The organism is Devosia sp. Soil_C_22 (genome assembly GCF_057657195.1).
The window spans coordinates 27,167-47,034 of sequence record NZ_JBDGIY010000002.1 but is presented as its reverse complement, the minus strand read 5'-3'; the positions used below and the strand labels follow the sequence as shown (position 1 = coordinate 47,034).

General features: G+C 66.0%; 18 protein-coding genes. 12 read left to right on the top strand and 6 right to left on the bottom strand.

The genetic code is table 11. The annotated features are described in order from the left end of the window. Positions 1-24 precede the first annotated feature (24 nt). The 3 genes from AC3A6I_RS17230 to AC3A6I_RS17220 all read right to left on the bottom strand — a co-directional run bounded on the left by AC3A6I_RS17230 (position 25) and on the right by AC3A6I_RS17220 (position 3,227). Positions 25-909 carry a carbohydrate ABC transporter permease gene (locus AC3A6I_RS17230; protein WP_487545092.1) on the bottom strand — a complete coding sequence of 295 codons (885 nt, stop codon included), beginning with the start codon at positions 907-909 and terminating at the stop codon, positions 25-27. Continuing rightward, on the bottom strand, positions 909-1,829 hold the full coding sequence (locus AC3A6I_RS17225) for a carbohydrate ABC transporter permease (protein ID WP_487545091.1): 921 nt from the start codon (positions 1,827-1,829) through the stop codon (positions 909-911). Before AC3A6I_RS17225 ends, AC3A6I_RS17230 begins: the two co-directional genes overlap by 1 nt. A 72-nt stretch (positions 1,830-1,901) precedes the next feature. Then, on the bottom strand, positions 1,902-3,227 hold the full coding sequence (locus AC3A6I_RS17220; RefSeq protein WP_487545090.1) for an ABC transporter substrate-binding protein: 1,326 nt from the start codon (positions 3,225-3,227) through the stop codon (positions 1,902-1,904). A gap of 245 nt (positions 3,228-3,472) precedes the next feature. Between AC3A6I_RS17220 and AC3A6I_RS17215 the strand changes: the two genes are divergently transcribed. The 10 genes from AC3A6I_RS17215 (at position 3,473) to AC3A6I_RS17170 (ending at position 13,197) form a co-directional block, all read left to right on the top strand. After that, positions 3,473-4,123 carry a GntR family transcriptional regulator gene (locus AC3A6I_RS17215; protein WP_487545089.1) on the top strand — a complete coding sequence of 217 codons (651 nt, stop codon included), beginning with the start codon at positions 3,473-3,475 and terminating at the stop codon, positions 4,121-4,123. A gap of 167 nt (positions 4,124-4,290) precedes the next feature. Then, on the top strand, positions 4,291-5,097 hold the full coding sequence (locus AC3A6I_RS17210) for an ATP-binding cassette domain-containing protein (RefSeq protein WP_487545088.1): 807 nt from the start codon (positions 4,291-4,293) through the stop codon (positions 5,095-5,097). A 56-nt stretch (positions 5,098-5,153) separates the two neighbouring features. After that, positions 5,154-6,206 (top strand): sugar ABC transporter substrate-binding protein, encoded by a 1,053-nt coding sequence (locus AC3A6I_RS17205; protein ID WP_487545087.1) that lies wholly within the window; start codon positions 5,154-5,156, stop codon positions 6,204-6,206. 180 nt (positions 6,207-6,386) lie between these two features. Next, positions 6,387-7,376: an ABC transporter permease gene (locus AC3A6I_RS17200; protein ID WP_487545086.1), complete on the top strand. Its 990-nt coding sequence runs from the start codon at positions 6,387-6,389 to the stop codon at positions 7,374-7,376. Continuing rightward, positions 7,373-8,371: an ABC transporter permease gene (locus tag AC3A6I_RS17195; RefSeq protein WP_487545085.1), complete on the top strand. Its 999-nt coding sequence runs from the start codon at positions 7,373-7,375 to the stop codon at positions 8,369-8,371. Before AC3A6I_RS17200 ends, AC3A6I_RS17195 begins: the two co-directional genes overlap by 4 nt. A gap of 26 nt (positions 8,372-8,397) precedes the next feature. After that, on the top strand, positions 8,398-9,588 hold the full coding sequence (locus tag AC3A6I_RS17190; RefSeq protein WP_487545084.1) for an enolase C-terminal domain-like protein: 1,191 nt from the start codon (positions 8,398-8,400) through the stop codon (positions 9,586-9,588). A 17-nt stretch (positions 9,589-9,605) separates the two neighbouring features. Beyond that, positions 9,606-10,391 carry an IclR family transcriptional regulator gene (locus AC3A6I_RS17185; RefSeq protein WP_487545083.1) on the top strand — a complete coding sequence of 262 codons (786 nt, stop codon included), beginning with the start codon at positions 9,606-9,608 and terminating at the stop codon, positions 10,389-10,391. Between the two features lie 11 nt (positions 10,392-10,402). After that, on the top strand, positions 10,403-10,714 hold the full coding sequence (locus tag AC3A6I_RS17180) for an L-rhamnose mutarotase (protein WP_487545082.1): 312 nt from the start codon (positions 10,403-10,405) through the stop codon (positions 10,712-10,714). Positions 10,715-10,725: 11 nt separating this feature from the next. Next, complete coding sequence (locus AC3A6I_RS17175; protein WP_487545081.1) at positions 10,726-11,631, top strand: dihydrodipicolinate synthase family protein; 906 nt, start codon at positions 10,726-10,728, stop codon at positions 11,629-11,631. A gap of 285 nt (positions 11,632-11,916) precedes the next feature. After that, positions 11,917-13,197 carry a metal-dependent hydrolase family protein gene (locus AC3A6I_RS17170; RefSeq protein WP_487545677.1) on the top strand — a complete coding sequence of 427 codons (1,281 nt, stop codon included), beginning with the start codon at positions 11,917-11,919 and terminating at the stop codon, positions 13,195-13,197. 144 nt (positions 13,198-13,341) lie between these two features. Here the strand turns inward: AC3A6I_RS17170 and cydX are convergent, their stop codons facing one another. Genes cydX through AC3A6I_RS17155 form a run of 3 tightly spaced genes read right to left on the bottom strand, consistent with a single transcriptional unit; the run spans position 13,342 to position 16,250 of the window. Beyond that, entirely contained in the window at positions 13,342-13,476 is a 135-nt protein-coding gene (gene cydX / locus AC3A6I_RS17165) for a cytochrome bd-I oxidase subunit CydX (RefSeq protein WP_487545080.1), read from the bottom strand. 12 nt (positions 13,477-13,488) lie between these two features. Then, the gene (gene cydB / locus AC3A6I_RS17160) at positions 13,489-14,637 is read right to left on the bottom strand and encodes a cytochrome d ubiquinol oxidase subunit II (protein ID WP_487545079.1); all 1,149 of its coding nucleotides are present in this window, start codon (positions 14,635-14,637) and stop codon (positions 13,489-13,491) included. An 11-nt stretch (positions 14,638-14,648) separates the two neighbouring features. Beyond that, positions 14,649-16,250, bottom strand: coding sequence for a cytochrome ubiquinol oxidase subunit I (locus tag AC3A6I_RS17155; protein WP_487545078.1), 1,602 nt, complete (start codon positions 16,248-16,250; stop codon positions 14,649-14,651). A gap of 141 nt (positions 16,251-16,391) precedes the next feature. On the opposite strand from AC3A6I_RS17155, the gene cydD reads away from it, so the two are divergent. Both cydD and cydC read left to right on the top strand, forming a co-directional pair. Continuing rightward, the gene (cydD, locus tag AC3A6I_RS17150) at positions 16,392-18,212 is read left to right on the top strand and encodes a thiol reductant ABC exporter subunit CydD (protein WP_487545077.1); all 1,821 of its coding nucleotides are present in this window, start codon (positions 16,392-16,394) and stop codon (positions 18,210-18,212) included. Beyond that, positions 18,209-19,867: a thiol reductant ABC exporter subunit CydC gene (gene cydC, locus AC3A6I_RS17145; RefSeq protein WP_487545076.1), complete on the top strand. Its 1,659-nt coding sequence runs from the start codon at positions 18,209-18,211 to the stop codon at positions 19,865-19,867. Before cydD ends, cydC begins: the two co-directional genes overlap by 4 nt. Position 19,868 lies beyond the last annotated feature (1 nt).

Here is a 19,868-nt window from a genome sequence, read left to right as displayed (position 1 = left end):
AACCCGCCGGGTCGGCGCGATCGATTACCCCTTCACGCTGCCCTCGGTCATGCCGGCGACCATGAAGCGCTGGGCGACGAAGTAGAGGATCATCAGCGGCACCGACGAGATCACGGCGCCCGCCATCAGCGGCCCCCATGGCAGCACGTCGCTGGTGATGAGGTAGTTGAGCGCCAGGGGCGCGGTCCGCACGCTTTCCGACGTGGTGAGGACGAGCGCGAACAACAGCTCATTCCATGCGCCGGTGAAAGTGAAGATGGCGACCGCCGCGATGCCGGGCGCCGACAGCGGCAAGACGATCCGCACCAGCGCGCCGAAGCGCGACAGCCCGTCGATCATCCCCTGTTCCTCGAGCTCTCGCGGCACGCCGCGGAAATAGCCCTGTAGCAGCCACGTGGCGAGCGGCAGCGAGAAGGTGAGGTAGACGAGGATCAGGCCCTGCAGCGAGTTGCCGAGCTTCAGCTGCGCCATCACGATCGACAGCGGAATGAACAGCAGCGAGCCGGGCGTCAGGTAGGCGAACAGGATGATGCGGCCGAACAGTCCGCGGAAGCGGTAGCGGAAGCGGACCATCGAGTAGGCGGCAAAGCTCGAGATGATCACCGAGATCACCGTCACCACCGAGGCGACGATGAAGCTGTTGCGGATGGCGAGCAGGAACTGGCCGTCGGCGAGCAGCTTCTCGAAATTATTGAAGGTGAAGGTCTGCGGCCACAGCGAGGGCACGCGATAGATTTCGCGCGGCAGCTTCAGCGAGGTGATGATCATCCAGTAGATCGGGAACAGCACCAGGATCACTGCGACGACGAGCAGCGCGTAGACGATGATGCGGCCGGTCCACAGGCGCCGACGGGCGGCGGCGCCCTGCTTTTCCGGTGCCGCGCTGGAGATTTCGGCGAGGGTGGCCATTATTCCTCCCTCCGCATCATCAGCGAGGTGGCGAAGATGACGAGGATGGCGAGCACGGGCAGCATGTAGACCGAGACCGCCGCCGCCTCGCCGATGCGCTGCGTCTGCATGCCGAAGAAGGCGAGCACCGGGAACACCATGGTGGCATCGGACGGGCCGCCGGCGGTGAGCAGCCAGACATGCTCGAAGCCGTTGGCCGTCCAGATCGAGGACAGCAGCGTCGTGACGATGATTACCGGCATGATCGAGGGGATCGTCACGTTCCAGAAGCGCTGCCAGGCATTGGCGCCATCGACGATGGCCGCTTCGTAGAGCTCCTTGGGCACCGACTGCAGCGCGGCGAGGATGGAGACGAACCAGAACGGGAAGCCGCGCCATACCGAGGCGACGATCACCGAGCCCATGGCGGTTGAGCGCTGGCCGAGGAAGTCGATGACCTCGCTATGCAGGCCCGTCTGGGTCAGGATCAGATTGATGCCGCCGCCGATCGGCTGGTACAGCACGCGCCAGGTGAGGAAGGCGACGAAGGCCGGCATGGCCCAGGGCAGCATCAGGAAGGAGCGGAAGATGCCGCGGCCCGGCAGCTTCTGGTGGACGAGGATGGCGAGGCCCAGCCCGATGACGAGCTTGAGCACGTCCGACACCACCACGATGGTGATGGTGTTCCAGATCGCCGCCCAGAAGGTGGCGGTGCCGGCGAGATATTCGAAGTTGCGGAAGCCGATGAAGTTGCCGACGCTGCCGATCACCTGGTCGGTGAACGACACCCAGATCGCGAACAGGAACGGGTAGGCCACGAGGCCGAGGATCAACAGGATCACCGGCGCTACCAGCGCATAGGCGAACAGCTTGAGCTTGAAGCCGCCGCCGAAGCGCGAGCGCTTGGGCGGCGGGCTGGCTTGGTCGAGCGCTACGGTCATCGGCCACCACATATGAGAAAAAAGCCGCGGATGGCGCTTGGGAAGCCACCCGCGGCAGGGAGGAACTCTGGATCAGGCGTACTTATCGTAGATCGCCTGGCCCTGGGTCTGGGCCTCGTCCATCGCCCGGTCGAAGTCCCAGCCGTCGACGACGACGCGCTGGCACATCTTGGGGATGATGAAGTTCGAGCTGAGGTCGGCCCAGGCGGCGTTGTAGACGTCCGGATAGGCCGGCGCGGTGCCGTTCTGCGCGAGGCCGAGCAGGCCGGCGAGGATCGGGTTGGTGCCGTCGAAGGCCTGCAGGCCTTCCTGGGCTTTCAGCACCGGGCCGTAGATGGCCACGTTGAAATAGGCATTCATGAACTCGGGCCCCGACAGATGCTCGAGCAGGGCCTTGGCTTCGTCCTGCATGGCGCTGTTCTTGGTGATGGCGCGCAGGTTCGGGGTCACCGGCGATACCGTCATCACCGGGCCGCCCGGCAGCGGCGAGAAGGCCGAGCCTTCGTAGAGCTCCGGATCGTCGTTCCTGGCGGCGATGCCGACCGAGCCGGTATTGGCGATGAAGCCGACCTGGCCCGACAGATACGCCTGGTTGTCGCCGGCGCCGTCCCAGGTGGTGTTGCCCGGCGCGAACAGGCCCTTGTCCCAGGCATCCTTGAGCCAGGTGAGGTAGGTCCGCATCTCTTCGGACTTGATGGTGACCTTCTTGCCCTCGTCATCGGCGATACGCGCGCCGTAGGACTGCAGCACGTTCACCTGCACGTTGGCGTCGCCGACATTGGAGAGGGCGAGCCCGAGACCCGAAACCGGCGACTTGTTGATCGCGGCAGCCTGCGTCACCAGCTCTTCCCAGGTCTTGGGGGCCTCGGTGAAGCCGGCCGGCTCCAGCAGGTCCTTGCGGCGCAGCAGCAGGTTGCCGTTGACGCCGAAGGGGATGCCGGTGCGGCCGCCGGCAATTGCCGTCGTGTCGGTGGCACGGCCCACGCCATCATACCAGCCGCCCTGCGCATCGCCGATCTTGGTGTAGAGGTCGTCGACGGTCGAGAACACGCCCTGGCGCGACAGGAGGTTCAGCAGATCGAGGCCGAGGTCGAGCGCGTCCGGCATGGTGTTCGACGACACGGCCGCCGAAACCTTCTGCACGGTCTCGTTCTGGTTGATCATCACCACTTCCGTCTGGATGCCGTTGGCGGCGCCCCAGGCGTTGATGGTGTCGGTCAGCAGCTTGTTGGCCTCGTCCGAAAAGATCAGGCCGCCCCAGTACGAGAGCTTCTTGCCTTGCGCGATGGCCGGCATCGGAAAGCTGCTCGCGGCAGCCAGCGCCAGGCCGCTTGCGGCCGTGCCCAGCACGCGCCGGCGCGACCAGCCGCGGCCATTGGTATTGGTAGTATCGGTCATGCTCTTCCTCCCAAGATGAGCTGTTGCGGTCTTCTCACGAGGCCAGCGCCGCCACTCATGCCGCTCCGGCATCCGCAATGGACAGCGCTGTCCTTCCGTCCCCACCGTCCCACTTATGCGGCGCTGCGAGCACCCCGAACCGCAGCATTTCCGCCGGAACGGCATTAAATATATTTATTATCGTCAATAAGATCGTATTATGCGATTGAAATTGCTGTCAACGCTCGCCGCGCTAGGAGAAAGGGATGAGGGGGGAAATCGACAACGCGGGCTACGTCGCCTTCTTCGACGCGCTCGTCGATGGCCGCCTGAAGCTGGGCCAGACGATCACGCAGGACGACCTGTGCGGCGTGCTCGGGCTGTCGCTGTCACCGATGCGCGAGACGACGACCCTGCTCGAGGCCGAGGGCCTGATCACCGTCCGGCGCAAGGTCGGCATCACCATTTTCTATCCCGACGTGAAATTCGTCGGAAACTGCTTCCAGTTCCGCGGCGTGCTTGAGAAGGAGGGGCTGCGCAAGTTCGGCCGCTCGGTTTCGCCCGCCTGGATCGACGCCATGCGCGCCGAGCACCGGGAAATCATTGACTTCGTCAATCAAGTAAATGACGTAGCCCAGTATCGGCTTCCTGTGAAGCAACTGGAGCGGCGCTTCCACGACAGCTTCGTCGATGCCTTCGACAACGACCAGATCAGCGTCAACTATGCCCGGCTGACCCAGAAGATGTACCTGCTCCGCCTCACCAATCCGGAGGCGGTGGATCCGGCCAACACCGTGGTGTCGATGCAGGAGCACATCGACATCATCGACAGTCTCGCGGCCGGCGACATCGAAGGCGCCATCGAAGGGCTCGATGCCCACCTCAAGGGCGTACTTCACCGCGTACTGACGACCTAGCACGGCCGCCGACGCTAGGTACGCCCGCGCTCAAGGGCGACACCCCTCCTCATTCGCAAGTCGAATTTCGCGGCCTGTTGACACAGCCGTGGCACCGCGCTTACGTGTTCTCAATATGAAACGCGCGTTCCAGATACGGAACAAAATGATGCGTTGGGAGGATCGTGATGGCGAATGAGGCGACGGCGCCTGTGCTCGAGGCACGCCATATTTCCCGGCATTTCGGCGCCGTGGTCGCGCTCGCCGACGCGTCGCTGCAGCTCTATCCGCGCGAAGTGCTCGGCCTCGTCGGCGACAATGGCGCCGGCAAGTCGACGCTGCTGAAGATCCTCTCCGGCATCATCGCCCCCTCGGGCGGCGAGATCGTCATCGACGGCAACGCGGTGACTCTGAAGCGCGCGCAGGACGCCATGGATGCCGGCATCGAGACCGTCTACCAGGATCTCGCGCTGGTCGACACCATGAGCGCCTACCAGAACGTCTATCTCGGCCGTGAAGAACTCTCGACCAATCCGCTGGCCCGCCTGTTCAACCTCGTCGATGACCGGAAGATGCGCGAACGCGCCCGCGACGTGCTGAACTCGCTGAAGGTGAAGGTCCCCTCGATCAACGCCGGCGTGAAGGGCATGTCCGGCGGCCAGCGCCAGTGCCTCGCCATCGCCCGTGCGCTTCTGTGGGGGCGCCGCATCGTCATCCTCGACGAGCCGACCGCCGCGCTCGGCGTGCGCGAAACCGGCCAGGTGCTCGAGGTCATTGCCGGCCTGCGCGAGCAGAACGTCTCGGTGATCATCGTCAGCCACAACATGCAGCAGCTGATGAGCGTCGCCGACCGCATCACCGTGATGCGGCTGGGCCGCTCGATCGCCACCCGCACCGTCAAGGATACCGACGTCTCCGAGATCGTCGGCCTCATCACCGGCGCCATCCCGGGCGACTCGCCCGAGGCGCGCGCCGCCGCCCAAGTTGCCGCGTGAGGCAGTTGCCTCACGATCCGTCACGTTGCCGCATATTCTGGGAGGAGAAACCTAAGATGCGTAACACGACCCGCTCACTCGCCATGCTGGCGTTGTCGGTCCCGGCCGTTCTCGGCCTCGCCGGCGTCGCCGAGGCGCAGGACAAGTTCAAGCTCGGCATGGCCGTGGGTGGCAACACCTGCTGCGAGTGGATGAAGGCCCAGGGCGACGTCGCCCGCGCCCTCGCCGAGAAGGAAGGCTGGGACTATGTCGAGCTGTCCAACAACAACGACCCGGCGACCGCGCTGAAGAACGCACAGATCTTCGTGCAGGAAGGCGTCGACGCCGTCATCCAGTTCAACGGCCAGCCCTCGTCGAACCCGGCCATCTCGGCCGTGCTGAAGCAGGCCAATATCCCGGTCGTTACCTACGACATCGCCGATCCCGGCATGTATTTCGTCGGCATCGACAATCTCGGCGCCGGCATTGCCGGTGGCGAGGCGCTCGGCCAGCTGATCAAGGAGCAGTGGGACTGCAACCCGGACCTCGTGATCTCGTCGGAAGGCGCCGCGGCCGGTATCGTCAACGAGTGGCGTACGGGCGGCATGCGCACCGGCGTCAAGAACATCTGCCCGGACATCCCGGATGAGAAGTGGGTGAGCTTCGAGGGCCAGGGCGATGCCGCCGTGGGTCTCCCCGCCGCCCGCGACCTGCTCGCCGCGCATCCCGATGCCAAGAAAATGGCTGTGGTCGGCCTGAACGATGGCGGCGTGCTCGCCCTCATCAACGCTGCCGAGCAGCTCGGCCGCGCCGATGAAGTCCTCGGCTGGGGCCAGGACGGCGCCTTCATCACCGGCGACAACGTCAACCCGCACCTCAAGGGCTCGGTGTTCTACTTCCTCGAGGGCTACGCCGTGTACGCCATCAAGGACGTGATCAAGCCGATCGCGGAAGGCAATGTGCCCCCGCTCAAGGCCGATGCCGGCGATCCGGCGTCGAAGGTCCAGCCGTGCCCGGTCTCGGCCGAGCAGGCTGCAGCCGTGCCGGATATGGCCGAACGCGTCGCCCAGCTGCTGGCTGCGCCCGCTGGGACGACGGAATACGATCTGTTCTGCCCCAACAAGGGCTGAACCTGAACTGCAGTGAAGGCCCCCTCACCCGCCGCTGACGCGGCGACCTCTCCCCCAAGGGAGAGGTAAGTTGAGGCGCGATCCCGCCACACCACCACCTCTCCCTGTGGGGGAGAGGTCGGCCCGAAGGGCCGGGTGAGGGGGCCTTGCCTAAGCCTGAAAGCCAACCGGAACCCGCCGATGTCCCTCAACCCAGCTATCGAGTCTGCCCCGCCGGCAGTGCCGCTCAAGGCGCGCTTCGGTGGCTGGGGCACAGGCCTGATGCTTGCCGCCGTATGGCTGCTGCTGATCGTCGCCACCGCCCTGTATCGCCCCGATTTCATCTCGCATCAGACGGTGCTGGCCATCACCTTCACCATGGCCGTGGTCGGCGTGCTCGCCATCGGGCAGGGGCTCGTCGCCATCTCGGGCGGCTTCATCGACCTCAGTCAGCCCGCCAACCTGATCCTTGCCAGCCTCGTCGCCGTGCGCCTCGCCGAGGCCGGCCTGCCGCTGCCGGTGGTCATTGTCGGCGCCATCCTCAGCGGCATGGCCTGGGGCGCGGTGAACGCCGCCATCATCGTCTTCGCCAAGCTCAATCCGGTGATCGTGACGCTCGCCACCAACTTCATCGGGCTCGCGGCGCTGTTCCTCGTCTTCCAGCTCGCCGAAGTTCCGATCGGGTCGGACATCTATCATTTCGGCCGCGCCAGCTTCCTCGGCCTGCCGGCCATCTTCTGGCCCATGCTGGTGCTGGTGCTGATCGTCGGCTTCCTCGTGCCGCGCACCCGCTACGGCCGCCGAATGACCGCGGTCGGTGGCAACCGCGCCGCCGCCAAGGCGCGTGGCATCTCGCTGAAGCTCACCCGCTTTGCCACCTTCATGGCCGCCGGTGGCTTCGTCGGCTTTGCCGCCGTGCTGTTCGCCGCTACCGCCGGTCCGTTCAATCCCGGCTCGGCCAATACCCTGCAGCTCAACATCATCGCCGGCGTCATCCTCGCAGGCATTTCGCTCGCCGGCGGGCGCGGTAATTTCTGGATGCTGCTGCTCTCGGTCGGATTCCTCTCGACGCTCCCGACCTCGCTGGTCTTCTTCGGCCTGAGCTCGGACACCCAGTCGATCTTCCAGGGCTTCATCCTCGTCATCGCCGTCGCCATCGACGGGTTTCGCGCACGGAAGGCTACGCCATGAGCGACGTGACCGCTGCTCCCGCAACCGGGCCGGGCCTGAGCGAAGACTGGCGTGCCGTCCTCACCGGCTCGGTCGCCTCGATCACCCTCACCTTCATCGCCGTCGTGGCGGTGGGCTGGTTTTGGGTCGGGCCGAAATTCCTCAGCTTCGGCAATATCTCGATCATCGGCACCTTCGTCATCGTACCGCTGGTGGTCGGCGCCTTCTCCGGCTTTGCCCTGCTCTCCGGCGTGGTCGATCTGTCCATTGGCTCGATGGTCGGTTTTGCCTCGGCCATGTTCGCGCTGATGATCACCTTCGGGCTCGATCCGGTCAGCGCCTCGGCACTGACGCTGCTCGCCTGCCTCGCTTTCGGCGCCATCAACGCCATCGCCATTGTCGGCTTCGGCGCCGAACCGATCGCCGCAACGCTCGGTATGCTGGTGGCCTTGCGCGGGATCTCCTGGGTCATGCTCGGGCCGCAGGGCGCGCTGTTTGCTTTCAATATCGACATGTTCAACCTCGTGAGCATGACGCTATGGGGCCTGCCGCTGGCCTTCCTGCTCGCCATCGTGCTGACCCTGATCATGGCGCTGATCGTCACCAAGACGCGCGTCGGCCGGCATGTGCAGGCGGTGGGCGGCGACGACAAGGCGGCCGCTCGCGCCGGCATCTCGGTGAAAAAGGTGCGCGTCGCCGCGCTGCTGCTCTCGTCCTTCGGCGCCGGCCTGGGCGGTATCATCTATGCCGCCCAGCTCGGCTCGGCCGCCCGCGCCACCGGCTTCGGCCTCGAGTTCCAGGTCTATGCCGCGCTGATGATCGGCGGCTATTCGATCCTGCGCGGTGGCGTCGGCAATCCGGTCGGCGGCGCGCTCGGTCTGCTCGCCGTGGCCGGTGTCTCCAACATTCTCGATCTGCAGGCCATCAGCCCGTATTTCGTCAACATCATCGTCGGGCTGCTGCTGCTTGCCGCCGTCCTCCTCGACCGCCTGCGCGGCGGCGATGCCTACGAGTAATCCAACCTTTTCTGAGGGACAGTGCCGTGAAGATCTCGGACATCACCATCAAGACGTTCAAGACGTATGCCGACCGCTTCGATGTCGGCTACGCCCGGCCGATGCCGGATACCCAGCTGATGCAGACGGTGCTGACCATCCACACCGATGAAGGCGTCGAGGGTCACTATTTCGGCGGCGGCTCGCATGGCGACGCCGAAGGCCTCAACATCGTCGATCAGCAGCAAATCCTGTGGCGCATCAAGGATCTGCTTGTCGGGCAGGACCCGATGGATCGCGAGATGATCTGGAAGTGGCTCTGGGTTGCCAATGTCCAGGAAAACGTTGCTTCGGTCATCGATAACGCGCTGTGGGACCTTGCCGGCAACTACGCCAGGCTCCCGGTCTACAAGCTCATGGGCGGCGCCCGCGACAAGGTGAAGGCCTACGCCTCGACCTACCCCAATATCGGCAAGCCGCATGTCTATGCCGAGCACGCCCTGCAGTGCAAAAACGAAGGCTACATCGCCTACAAGATCCACCCGCACTATTTCTGGAACCCCGAGACCGGCACCCCGACCCCGGGCCGCCCCTCCAACATCAAGGCGGACATCGAGACCATCCACCTCGTGCGCGAGGCTGTCGGCCCCGACTACGTGCTGATGTACGATCCCTGGGGCACCTACATGAGCCTCGAGGAAGCTATCCAGGTCGGTCGCGAGCTCGAAAAGCTCAACTACTACTGGTACGAGCACCCGATGCCGGAATACCGGGTCGAGAGCTATGTCCGGCTGAGCAAGGAACTCTCGATCCCGATCCTGAGCCCCGAGATCGTCGCCGGCGGCGTGTTCTCGCGCGCCGAGTGGATTCTGCGCGGCGCCGGCGACATGAGCCGCATCGACGTGGTCCGCGGCGGCATTACCGGGGCCCGCAAGACCGCCATCGTCGCCGAGGCTTATGGCCTGCGCTGCGAAATGCACATGGCCGGCTGGGGCAACCTGCAGGTCTGCGGCGCCACCTCCGAGGACACCTCCGAGTATTACGAGAAGGGCCTCCTCGCGCCGGGCGTCGACTACGACAAGCCCCATCCGTACCTGAAGAACATTGTCGATAAGATCGACGCGGAAGGCTACGTGCACCTGCCCAAGGGCCCGGGCATGGGCTACGAAATCGAGTGGGACTACATCAACGACAACCTGATCGCGCCCAACGCGACGACCAAGAAGACGCATTGGTAATCGAGGGCGACCGGCGCATGTCGAGCATCATCCGATCCGTGCAGGCCATGGACCTGCTGGCCCGCAAGGGCCCGCTGGGGGTCCGGGCCGTGGCGCAGCAGCTCAAGCTGCCGCTCGGCTCGGTGCATCGGATGCTGCTCGATCTTGCCGAAGCCGGCGTCGTCGACCGCACCCCCACGGGCGAGTGGGAGCTGAGCTTCCGCCTGCTCGAGATTACCGGCCTGCAGCTCGAGCGCATCGAGCTGCCTCGCCTGTTCCGCCCCTTCGCTGAAACCATCGCGGCGGCCACCGGCGAGACGGTGAACCTCAATGCGCTGCACGGCTTCAGCGGCGTCTGTATCGATAAGGTGCGCGGCAACGAGGGCATGCAGCTCGACTGGCGGATCGGCTCGCGCGGGCCGCTCTATTACGGCGGTGCCGGCAAGGCGATGCTCGCCTTCATGGATGAGACCGAGCGCGAGCAGGTCTTTGCCGCCCCGCTGGAGGCCATCACCCCCTACACCATCACCGACCCGCAGCGGCTGCGCGACGAGATCGGCCGCATCCGCGAGCGCGGCTATTCCATCGACGATCAGGAAGTCGTGGTCGGCGTCTACTGCGTCGCCGTTCCCATCCTCGATCGCATGGGCCGCTCCGTTGGCGCCATCAGCGTCAGTGGTCCCACGGCCAAGGCGGCCGGCCCCGCCATCCTGCCCATCGTCGCCATGCTGCAGGATGCCTGCCGCCATGTGAGCCACCGCCTCGGCTATTCCGGCCGCTGGCCCGGCGACCTCGCGACCGCCGCCGAACGGCGCGCCAGCTGAAGGAAACGACCATGGTCCGCATCGCCTGGATGATGAAGCTGAAGCCCGGCAACGAGGCGATCTACAAGCAAAAGCACGACGAGATCTGGCCCGAGATGCTGGAGAACATGAAGCGCGACGGCGTGCGCACTTTCTCGATCTACCGCCACGGGCTCGACCTGTTCGCCTACATGGAGCGCGACAGCGCCCCGCCCGCCGACAGCAAGCCGAGTGATCTCACCTGGCGCTGGTGGGAGATGATGGCGCCCTACATGGAAACCAATCCCGATTTCTCGCCGGTGCAATACCCGGTCGAGGAGATGTTCAACTTCGAAAATCGCTGAGAGCTATGCCCATGACTTCCGCTATCAGGGGCGTAGTGCCCATCCTCGTCACGCCGTTCCACCTCGACGGGACCATCGATGAGGAGAGCCTGTCGAGCCTGATCGAGTTCAACATCGCCGCCGGTGTCCACGGCCTCGGCGTGGCGCTGGGCAGCGAGGTGTTCAAGTTCAACGAGGCCGAGCGGGCGCAGATCACCCGCGCCACTGTCGGCGCCGTGAACGGCCGCGTTCCGGTCATCATCAACTCGGGCGCCGCCGGCACCGACCTCGCGGTGTTCTACTCGAAGGCCGCCGAGGCCGCCGGAGCCGACGCGCTGATGGTTATCCCGCCCTCGTTCATGCCGGTGAGCGCCGAGGAGATCTTCGACTACTACAAGGCCATCGACGCCGCCGTGGGCATTCCGATCATCCTCCAGGATGTCGTGCAGGGCCCGGTCCCGCCCGGCCTCGCGCTCCGCATCGCCGATGCCTGCCGTAACGTGAAGTACATCAAGGTCGAAACCCAGCCGGTCACCTCCAAGGTTCAGGCCATGGCTTCGGCGGTCGGCGAGCGACTGACCATTTTTGGCGGCGCTGGTGGCAGCTATTTCATCGAGGAAATGCGGCGCGGCGCCCATGGCACCATGCCCTTCTGCAGCCAGCCCGCCGATTTCGTCGCCGTCTGGGACGCCTTCCAGGCCGGTGACGAGCAGGCCGCACGCGAGCGTTTCGATGCCACCATCATGGCGGTCAACCGCCTCGGCAACCAGGGTGGCGACATCTTCTACGCCATGCACAAGCAGCTGCTGGTCCGGCGCGGCATCATTCGCACCGCCTTCGTGCGCAGTCCAACCACTGCGATCGATCCCATCACCCAGCGCGAGATCGACGAATTGATCGCTGCGATCGTCCCCGAAGCCAGGGGTTTTCGCGGCTGATTGGCCTGTCCAAGGCATACCACCCCTGCCGCGACCCCTCCTGAGCGGTCGCGGCTCGGGACCGGCCGGCGTGCTGCTTGTAGGCGGCAACGAGCATGTCCGGAAGCACGCCCCTGCAAGTAGATTAAAGCTTTCGTCGGCCCACCGTTCATGGTTGGGGACGGCAGTTGCCTCCCATGCTAAGCTCGCGATGTTATTCTATCGTGGAGCAATGCGGTGTTCTTGAGCGTCGGAATACGAATTACCCTGAAATTGACAGCCCTGCTGACCTGCTCAGCGCTGGCGATGCCGGCATTTGCGCAGGACGGAGCGCTGACTCTTTACGAGAACGTTAGAGTATTTGACGGCCGGAGCGACACCCTGTCGCCGGCCAGCAACGTGCTGGTGCGCGGCAATCTGATCGACACGATTTCGACCGATCCCATCGAAGTCGATGGCGCCGAGATTATCGATGGCGGCGGCCGTACTTTGATGCCGGGCCTGATAGATGCGCACTGGCACGCGATGCTGATCCGCAATACGCCGGAGCAGGGCATCAACGGCGATGTCGGGTACAATAACCTGGTGGCGGCCGACGAGGCCGAGGACACCCTGATGCGCGGCTTCACCACCGTGCGCGATGTCGGCGGCCCGGTCTTCGGTCTCAAGCGCGCCATCGACGAGGGCATCACCCCCGGACCGCGCATCTATCCCTCGGGCGCCATGATCACCGTCACCAGCGGCCATGGCGATTTCCGGCCGCTCCACGAGCTGCCGCGCACCATTGGCGGCCATATGTCCAGAGTGGAAGCCGTGGGTGGCGCCGCGGTGGCCGACAGTCCTGACGAGGTGCGGCTGCGCACGCGCGAGCAACTGATGCAGGGCGCATCCCAGGTCAAGCTGACCGCCGGTGGCGGCGTTTCGTCGCCGTTCAGCCCTGTCGACGTCTCGACCTTCACCGTCCCGGAACTGCGGGCTGCGGTGGAAGCGGCTGACAACTGGGGCACCTATGTCACCGCCCACGCCTTCACCTCGCGAGCGATCAAGAGCTCCATCGAGGCGGGGGTGAAGGTGATCGAGCATGGTTTCCTGATGGACGAGGAAACCGCCCAGCTCATCGCCGAGAAGGGCATCTGGCTGAGCCTCCAGCCCCTGCCCGAAGCCATGCGCCTCGGCTTTCCGGAGGGCACGGTGCAGCGTGAAGGCGCTGACGCCGTCTTCCCCGGCATCTCGCGCACCTACGAACTGGCCAAGAAGTACAACATCAAGACCGCCTGGGGCACCGACGTGCTGTTCTCACAGGCGCTGGCCCAGCAGCAGGGCGCCATCCTCGCCTCGCTGATCCGCTGGTATACGCCGGCTGAGGCACTCGTCATGGCGACGAGCACCAATGCCGAGCTGCTGGAACTCTCAGGCCCGCGCAACCCCTATCCCGGCAAGCTCGGTGTGGTGGAAGAGGGGGCTTACGCCGATCTGCTGCTCGTCGAGGGCGATCCGCTCGAGGATCTCCAACTGGTCGCCGATCCCGACAACTTCGTGGTCATCATGAAGGACGGCAAGATCTACAAGAACAGCCTCGAGCCGTAAGGCGCGGTGCCACGGATGGTGCCATCAGGCGCGGTGTCATTCCCGCGAAAGCGGGAACCTCTGTTTTCCGCGCAAGACCAAACGGTGATCCCCGCTTTCGCGGGGATCACCCGGTGGGTGCTGCCGCAAAGGCCCTGACCTGCTTCAGGGCGCCGGGCGATCAGCGTCCGGCGCCGCCTTGGCATGGCCTTCCGCGTCGCGGAACTCGTACCACATGGCGTTGAGGATCCCGAGGGTGCAGGCGAGCCCGAGGCCGAGGATCCAGGAAAAATACCACATCTCGCAGCGCTCCTAGTACGCGTTGGGGTTCTTCTCGAGGCTCGTCGCCGTCACCGGCCCGCGCATCACGCGATACACCCAGCCGGTGTAGATGGTGATGATCGGCAGGAAGAATGCCGTCACCAGCAGCATGATGAACAACGTCAGCTGGCTCGACGAGGCGTCCCACAGCGTCAGGCTGGCGTTGGGATCGACCGACGAGGGCAGGAAGAACGGGAACAGCGACAGTCCGGCCGTCGCGATGATGCCGAAGATCGCGGCGCTCGAGCCGAGCCAGGCGACGAGCTTCCAGCGCGCGCCGAGCGCAAACCAGGCAACGAGGCTGCCCAGCACCGCAAGGATCGGCGCCGCCATGGTCCACGGCATGGCAGCGTAGTTCGCGCCCCAGGCGCCGGGCTTGATCGTTACCGTCTTGAGCAGCGGGTTGGACGGACCGAATGGATTGATCTCGCTGGTGATCCGGTACCCCGAGAGCACGAACAGCGCCACCACCCCGCCGAGCACGAACAGCACCAGCGTCGCCAAGGCCGCGATGCGGCCGATCCAGCGGGCACGCTCGGTCATTTCACCTTCGGTGCGCATGGCGATGGTGGTCGCGCCCTGCGTCACCAGCATGCCGACGCTGATGAGGCCGGCGAGCAGCGCGAATGGTGTGAGCAGCCCGAAGAAGTTGCCCTCATAGGCGACACGCAGGGTGTCGTCGAGCCGGAAGGGGGCGCCGAGGAACAGATTGCCGACGGCGACGCCGAACACCAGCGAGGGCACGAAGCCGCCGATGAACAGGGCCCAGTCCCAGGTCGCCTTCCAGCGCGTGTTTTCCACCTTGCCGCGATACTTGAAGCCGACCGGCCGCAGGATCAGCGCCAGTAGGATTGCGATCATCGCGATGTAAAAACCCGAAAAGCTCACCGCATAGAGCGGCGGGAAGGCGGCGAAGATCGCCGCGCCGCCTACGATCAGCCACACCTGGTTGCCCTCCCAGGTCGGCCCGGCGAGGTTGAGCAGCACGCGCCGCTCCTCGTCGGTGCGGGCCACGAAGGGGTAGAGCGTCCCCACCCCAAGGTCCATGCCGCCCAGGATCGCAAAGCCGATCAGCAGGATGCCGAGCAGGGCCCACCAGGCGAGGCGCAGCGTTTCATAGTCGAGAGGAATGACGTCCATTTCGCTGCTCCTTACTTGGCGGGGATCGCATCGATCGACGCGGCAGGGACGATGGGCTCCATGGTCTCCACCGGCTCGGCCGGCGCATCGAGCACCGAGCTGTCGGACGGCCCGTGCTGGATGGTGCGGATCATCAGCCAGAGCTCGACCACTAGCAGCACGGTGTAGAGCACCATGAAGAAGCCCAGCGAGATGATGAGATCCCACAAATGGAGGCCCGACGCGGCATAGAAGGTCGGCAGCACGCCCTCCACCACCCAGGGCTGTCGTCCGTATTCGGCGATGAACCAGCCGGCCTCGATGGCGAGCCAGGGCAGGGGCAGGGCGGCGACGGCGGCCCAGAGCAGCCACCGCTGGCTGTCGAGCTTCTGTACCGCCGACTTGTAGAACCACAGCGCGAAGAAGCCGATGAAGAAGAAGCCGCACGCCACCATCAGGCGGAAGCTCCAGAACAGCGGCCACACGTCGGGCACGGTATCGAGCGAGGCCTGCACGATCTCCTCGCCGGTCGCGTTCTCGACGTCGGGGCGGTATTTCTTCACCAGCAGCGCATAGCCGAGATCCTGCTGGCTGGCCTCGAACGTGGCGCGTGCCGCCGCATCGTCGGGGTTGGCGCGGATGGCGTTGAGCGCCTTGTAGGCCTCGATGCCGTTGGCGATGCGCAGCGCCGCATGCTCGGTGAGTTCGGTAATGCCCGGCAGGTCGCGGTCGAACGAGCGCGTCGTGATGATGCCGAGCACCCACGGGAACTTCACCTCGAAGGCCGGGCGGCCGTCGCTGCCCGGAATTGCGAACAGCGTCAGCCCGGCGGGCGCCGCTTCGGTGTGATACATCGCCTCCATGGCGGCGATCTTCATCTTCTGGTGCTCGGTCGCCACATAGCCCGACTCGTCGCCGAGCACGACCACCGACAGCGCCGAGGCAAGGCCGAAGCTCGCCGCCACCACCATCGAGCGTTTGGCGAGGTCGAGATGCTTGCCGCGTAGCATGTAGATGGCGCTGACGCCCAGCACGAACACCGCGCCGCACACATAGCCGGCCGACACCGTGTGCACGAACTTGGCCTGCGCCACCGGGTTGAACACCACCTCCATGAAGTTGGTGATCTCCATCCGCATGGTGTCGGGATTGAAGCGGGCGCCGACGGGGTTCTGCATCCAGCCATTGGCGATGAGGATCCACAGCGCCGAGAAATTCGTGCCGATCGCCATCGCCCACGTGACGCCCAGGTGCACCACCGGCTTCAGCCGGCTCCAGCCGAAGAAGAACAGGCCGACCAGCGTCGCCTCGAGGAAGAAGGCCATCAGGCCCTCGATAGCGAGCGGCGCGCCGAACACGTCGCCGACATAGTGGCTGTAATAGTTCCAGTTCATGCCGAACTGGAACTCCATCACGATACCGGTGGCGACGCCCATGGCGAAGTTGATGCCGAACAGCGTGCCCCAGAACAGCGTCGCCTTGCGCCACACGGTGCGCCCGGTCATCACGTAGACGCTCTCCATGATGGCGATGATGATGGAGAGCCCGAGCGTCAGCGGCACGAACAGGAAATGATACATCGCCGTCGCGGCGAACTGGATGCGCGATAGATCGACGACTAGGGGGTCGGCCATTGGTTGCTTGCCTTGTGTTTTCCGGCTCTGCCAGCACGCTGCTGCCATAGGTGCACACTGGCCGCGTCACCTTGATCCAGATCAAAGCCACGCATGTTCACTATATTGCACGTAGCCGGACGTTATTCATCGGAACGGGCCATGGACGAGAAGGCGAAAATTGTCGCACGCGGGCGCTGGCTGGGCAGCCTGGCGCAGCGCGACCGCGGCCTGCTGGCGGCAGTCGTCATCCTTCCGACAGCCGCAGGATTGCTGCTGCTTGCGCAGGCCTGGGTGCTCGCCGGCGTGCTGCATCGTGCCATCGTCGAGGGTGCGGCGCTCGCCGCCCTGTGGCCCTCGGTCGCACTCCTCGCCACCATCCTCCTCGTCCGCATCGGGCTCGGCGTCGGCGGCGAGATCCTCGCGGTGCGCTTCGCCGAGCAGATCAAGTCGGGGTTGCGAAAGTCGATGTTCGCGGGGCTGATGCACCGCGCCCCGACTTGGACCGCCGGCAAGAGCTCGGGTGTGCTGTCGAGCGCGGTGATCGAGCAGGTCGAGGCGCTCGACGGCTATTTCGCCCGCTACCTGCCGGCCATGGTGCAGGCCGCACTTCTGCCGGTGGCCTTCGCCGTGGTGATCTTTCCGGTCGATTGGGTCGTCGCCGTGATCTTCCTCGTCACTGCCCCGCTCATCCCGGTCTTCATGGCGCTGGTCGGGTGGGGCGCCGAGGCGGCGAGCCGCAACCAGGCCGCCGCGCTCAACCGGCTCAGTGCCCGCTTCGCCGACCGGCTGCGCGGGCTGACCACGCTAAAACTGTTCGGCGCTGCCGAACGCGAGATCGCCGGCGTGCGGAAGGCGTCGGAGGAGCTGCGCCGGCGCACCATGCGGGTGATGCGCATCGCCTTCCTCAGCTCCGCCGTGCTCGAATTCTTCGCCGCGCTCGGCATTGCCGGGGTTGCGCTCTATATCGGCCTCACCCTGCTCGACCTCGTATCGCTGCGCGGCGGCGCCGAACTCACGCTGGCGGCCGGCATGTTCTGCCTGCTGATGGCCCCCGAGATCTATCAGCCGCTGCGTCTCCTCGCCGCGCACTACCATGACCGCGCCGCCGCCAAGGCGGCCGTGGCGGAACTGGAGGCCGAGCTTGGCGAGCTGCCGGAACTAACTCGCCACGATGTCATTCCCGCGAAAGCGGGAATCTCTGTTCCGCCACAACCACCGCAAACGGAGATCCCCGCTTCCGCGGGGATGACCCGGCGTATGAGTGAGCAACGGGGCTACCCTGGCCCCTCCCGTCTCGAGATCGCCGGCCTCTCCGTGCGCTCGCCTGCCGGCACCGTGGTGCTGGAACGCGTCGACCTCACCCTCGCGCCGGGCGACCGGGTGGCCATTCTCGGCACCAGTGGCATCGGCAAATCGACCCTGCTCGAAACCGTGGCGGGCCTCCGCCCCTACGTCGGCAGCATCCGCCTCGACGATGTACCGCTCGGCGAGATCCCCGAAGCCGAGCTGCGCCAGCGCCTCGCCGTGCTCGGTCAGCGCCCGCGCGTGTTTGTCGGCTCGATCGCCGACAATATCCGCCTCGGCGGCGAGAGCTGCGATCACACCGCCCTGCGCGAGGCCGCGCACCGCGCCCATGTCACCGACTTCGCCGATCAGCTGCCAGGCGGACTCTCGAGCCGGATCGGCGAAGACGGCATCGGCCTCTCGGGTGGCGAAATCCAGCGCATCGCGCTCGCCCGCATCTACCTGCGCGACCCCGGCCTGATCCTCCTCGACGAGCCGACCGCCCATCTCGACGCGGCGACGGAGTCGGACGTCCTCGACGACCTGCTCGCCTTTGCCGAGGGCAAGACCCTGCTCGTCGTCACCCACTCGCTCGCTGTCGCCGCGCGCATGGACAAGGTCTATCGCATTGCCGGCGGCCGCCTGCTACCGGCCCCGCGTCCCGCGGTCGCCCTCGGCAAGGCAGGTGCGGCATGAGGGCCATCCTCGCCTTCGCCCCGCTCTTCGGCCGCGTGAAGGCCGCGCTGCTGCTGACGCTGCTGCTGTCGCTGATCACCATCCTTGCCGGCATCGGCCTGCTGGGACTGTCGGGCTGGTTCCTCACCGCCGCAGCCCTCAGCACGGCCGGCGCGATGTTCAACCTGTTCGTACCATCCTCGGGCGTCCGCGCGCTGTCCTTTATCCGCATCGCCGCCCGCTATGGCGAGCGGCTCAGCGGCCACGACACGACCCTGCGCCTGCTGTCGGACCTGCGCGTGTGGCTGTTCGCAAAACTGTTCCCGCTGGTGCCGCTCGGCCGCCGCTTCGGCCGTGGCGATCTCGTTGGCCGGCTGCTCGCCGATGTCGAGGCGCTCGACACCCTGTTCCTCGTCGCCCTCGGCCCGATCAGCACCGCGGTGCTGGCCGGCGGCGCGGTGACGGTGGTGCTCGCCGCATTCCTCCCCGCCGCCGCGCCTGTGTATGCCCTGCTCTTCTTCGCTGCGGTGCTGCTGGTGCCGATCGGTCTGGTCCTTGCCTCGCGCCGCGCCGGCATGGCGGCCGTGGAAGCTACCGCCGAGCTGCGTCAGGCTGTGCTCGACGGCCTCGATGGCCATCAGGATCTCGTGTTGTTCGAGGTCCGGGGAACCGTCATCGGGCAGACGGGAGCTGCCGCCGATCGCCTCGCCGCCGCCCGGCGCCGGCTCGGCCTCAATGCCGCCCTCGCCGCCGGGCTGGTGCAGATTCTCGCAGGAGGTGCACTCGTCGGCACCGTGCTTGCCGGACTTGCCGCGCTGACCGGCGGTACCATCGACGGACCGTTGATGGCGGGCCTGGTACTGGCCGTGGTCGCAAGCTTTGAGGCTTCGGCCATGCTCGTCCGCAGCGCCACGCGTCTTGCTGCTGCGGCCGCCGCCGCCGAGCGGCTCGAGCAGGTCGCCGGCAGCGCTCCCGCGATCGCGCCATCCGCTGATCCGAGGGCTCTGCCGCCTGGTGGCGAGGTGCGTTTCGAAAATGTCCGCTTCGGCTATGACCCCGCCCATCCTGTCATCGAGGACTTCGATCTTGCGGTCCGGACGGGCGAATGCGTCGCCATCATCGGCCCGAGCGGCGCCGGCAAGTCGACCGTGGCGCAGCTGCTGTTGCGCCTCGCCCAGCCGCAAGCCGGGACAATCCGTATAAATGGGCGCGACCTGGGTGAGCTGGGGCCGGATGCATTGATCGACCGTGTTGCGCTGATGACCCAGGACGCCCCTGTGTTTCTCGATACGGTGCGCGCCAACCTGCGCGTCGGCAATTTCGAGGCCGGCGATGCCGAGCTATGGAGCGCGCTCGACGCGGTGCAGCTCGGCGACCATGTGCGCAGCCTGTCCGGACAGCTCGATGCCGTGGTGGGTGAGGCGGGGCGAACCCTGTCGGTCGGCCAGGCCCGCCGCATAGCGCTGGCGCGCATGCTGTTGTCGCCGGCCGATATACTCGTCTTCGACGAGCCGACCAGCGGCCTCGACGCTCCCGCGGAAGCCGCCTTCCTCGCCGACCTGCCGCGCCTGACGGCGGGTCGCACGGCGATCGTCATCACGCATGCGGCTATCCCGACGGTCTTTGATCGCGTGCTCGAGCTGCGTGCCGGCCGCATCGCCGAGCTGCGCAGCTGAC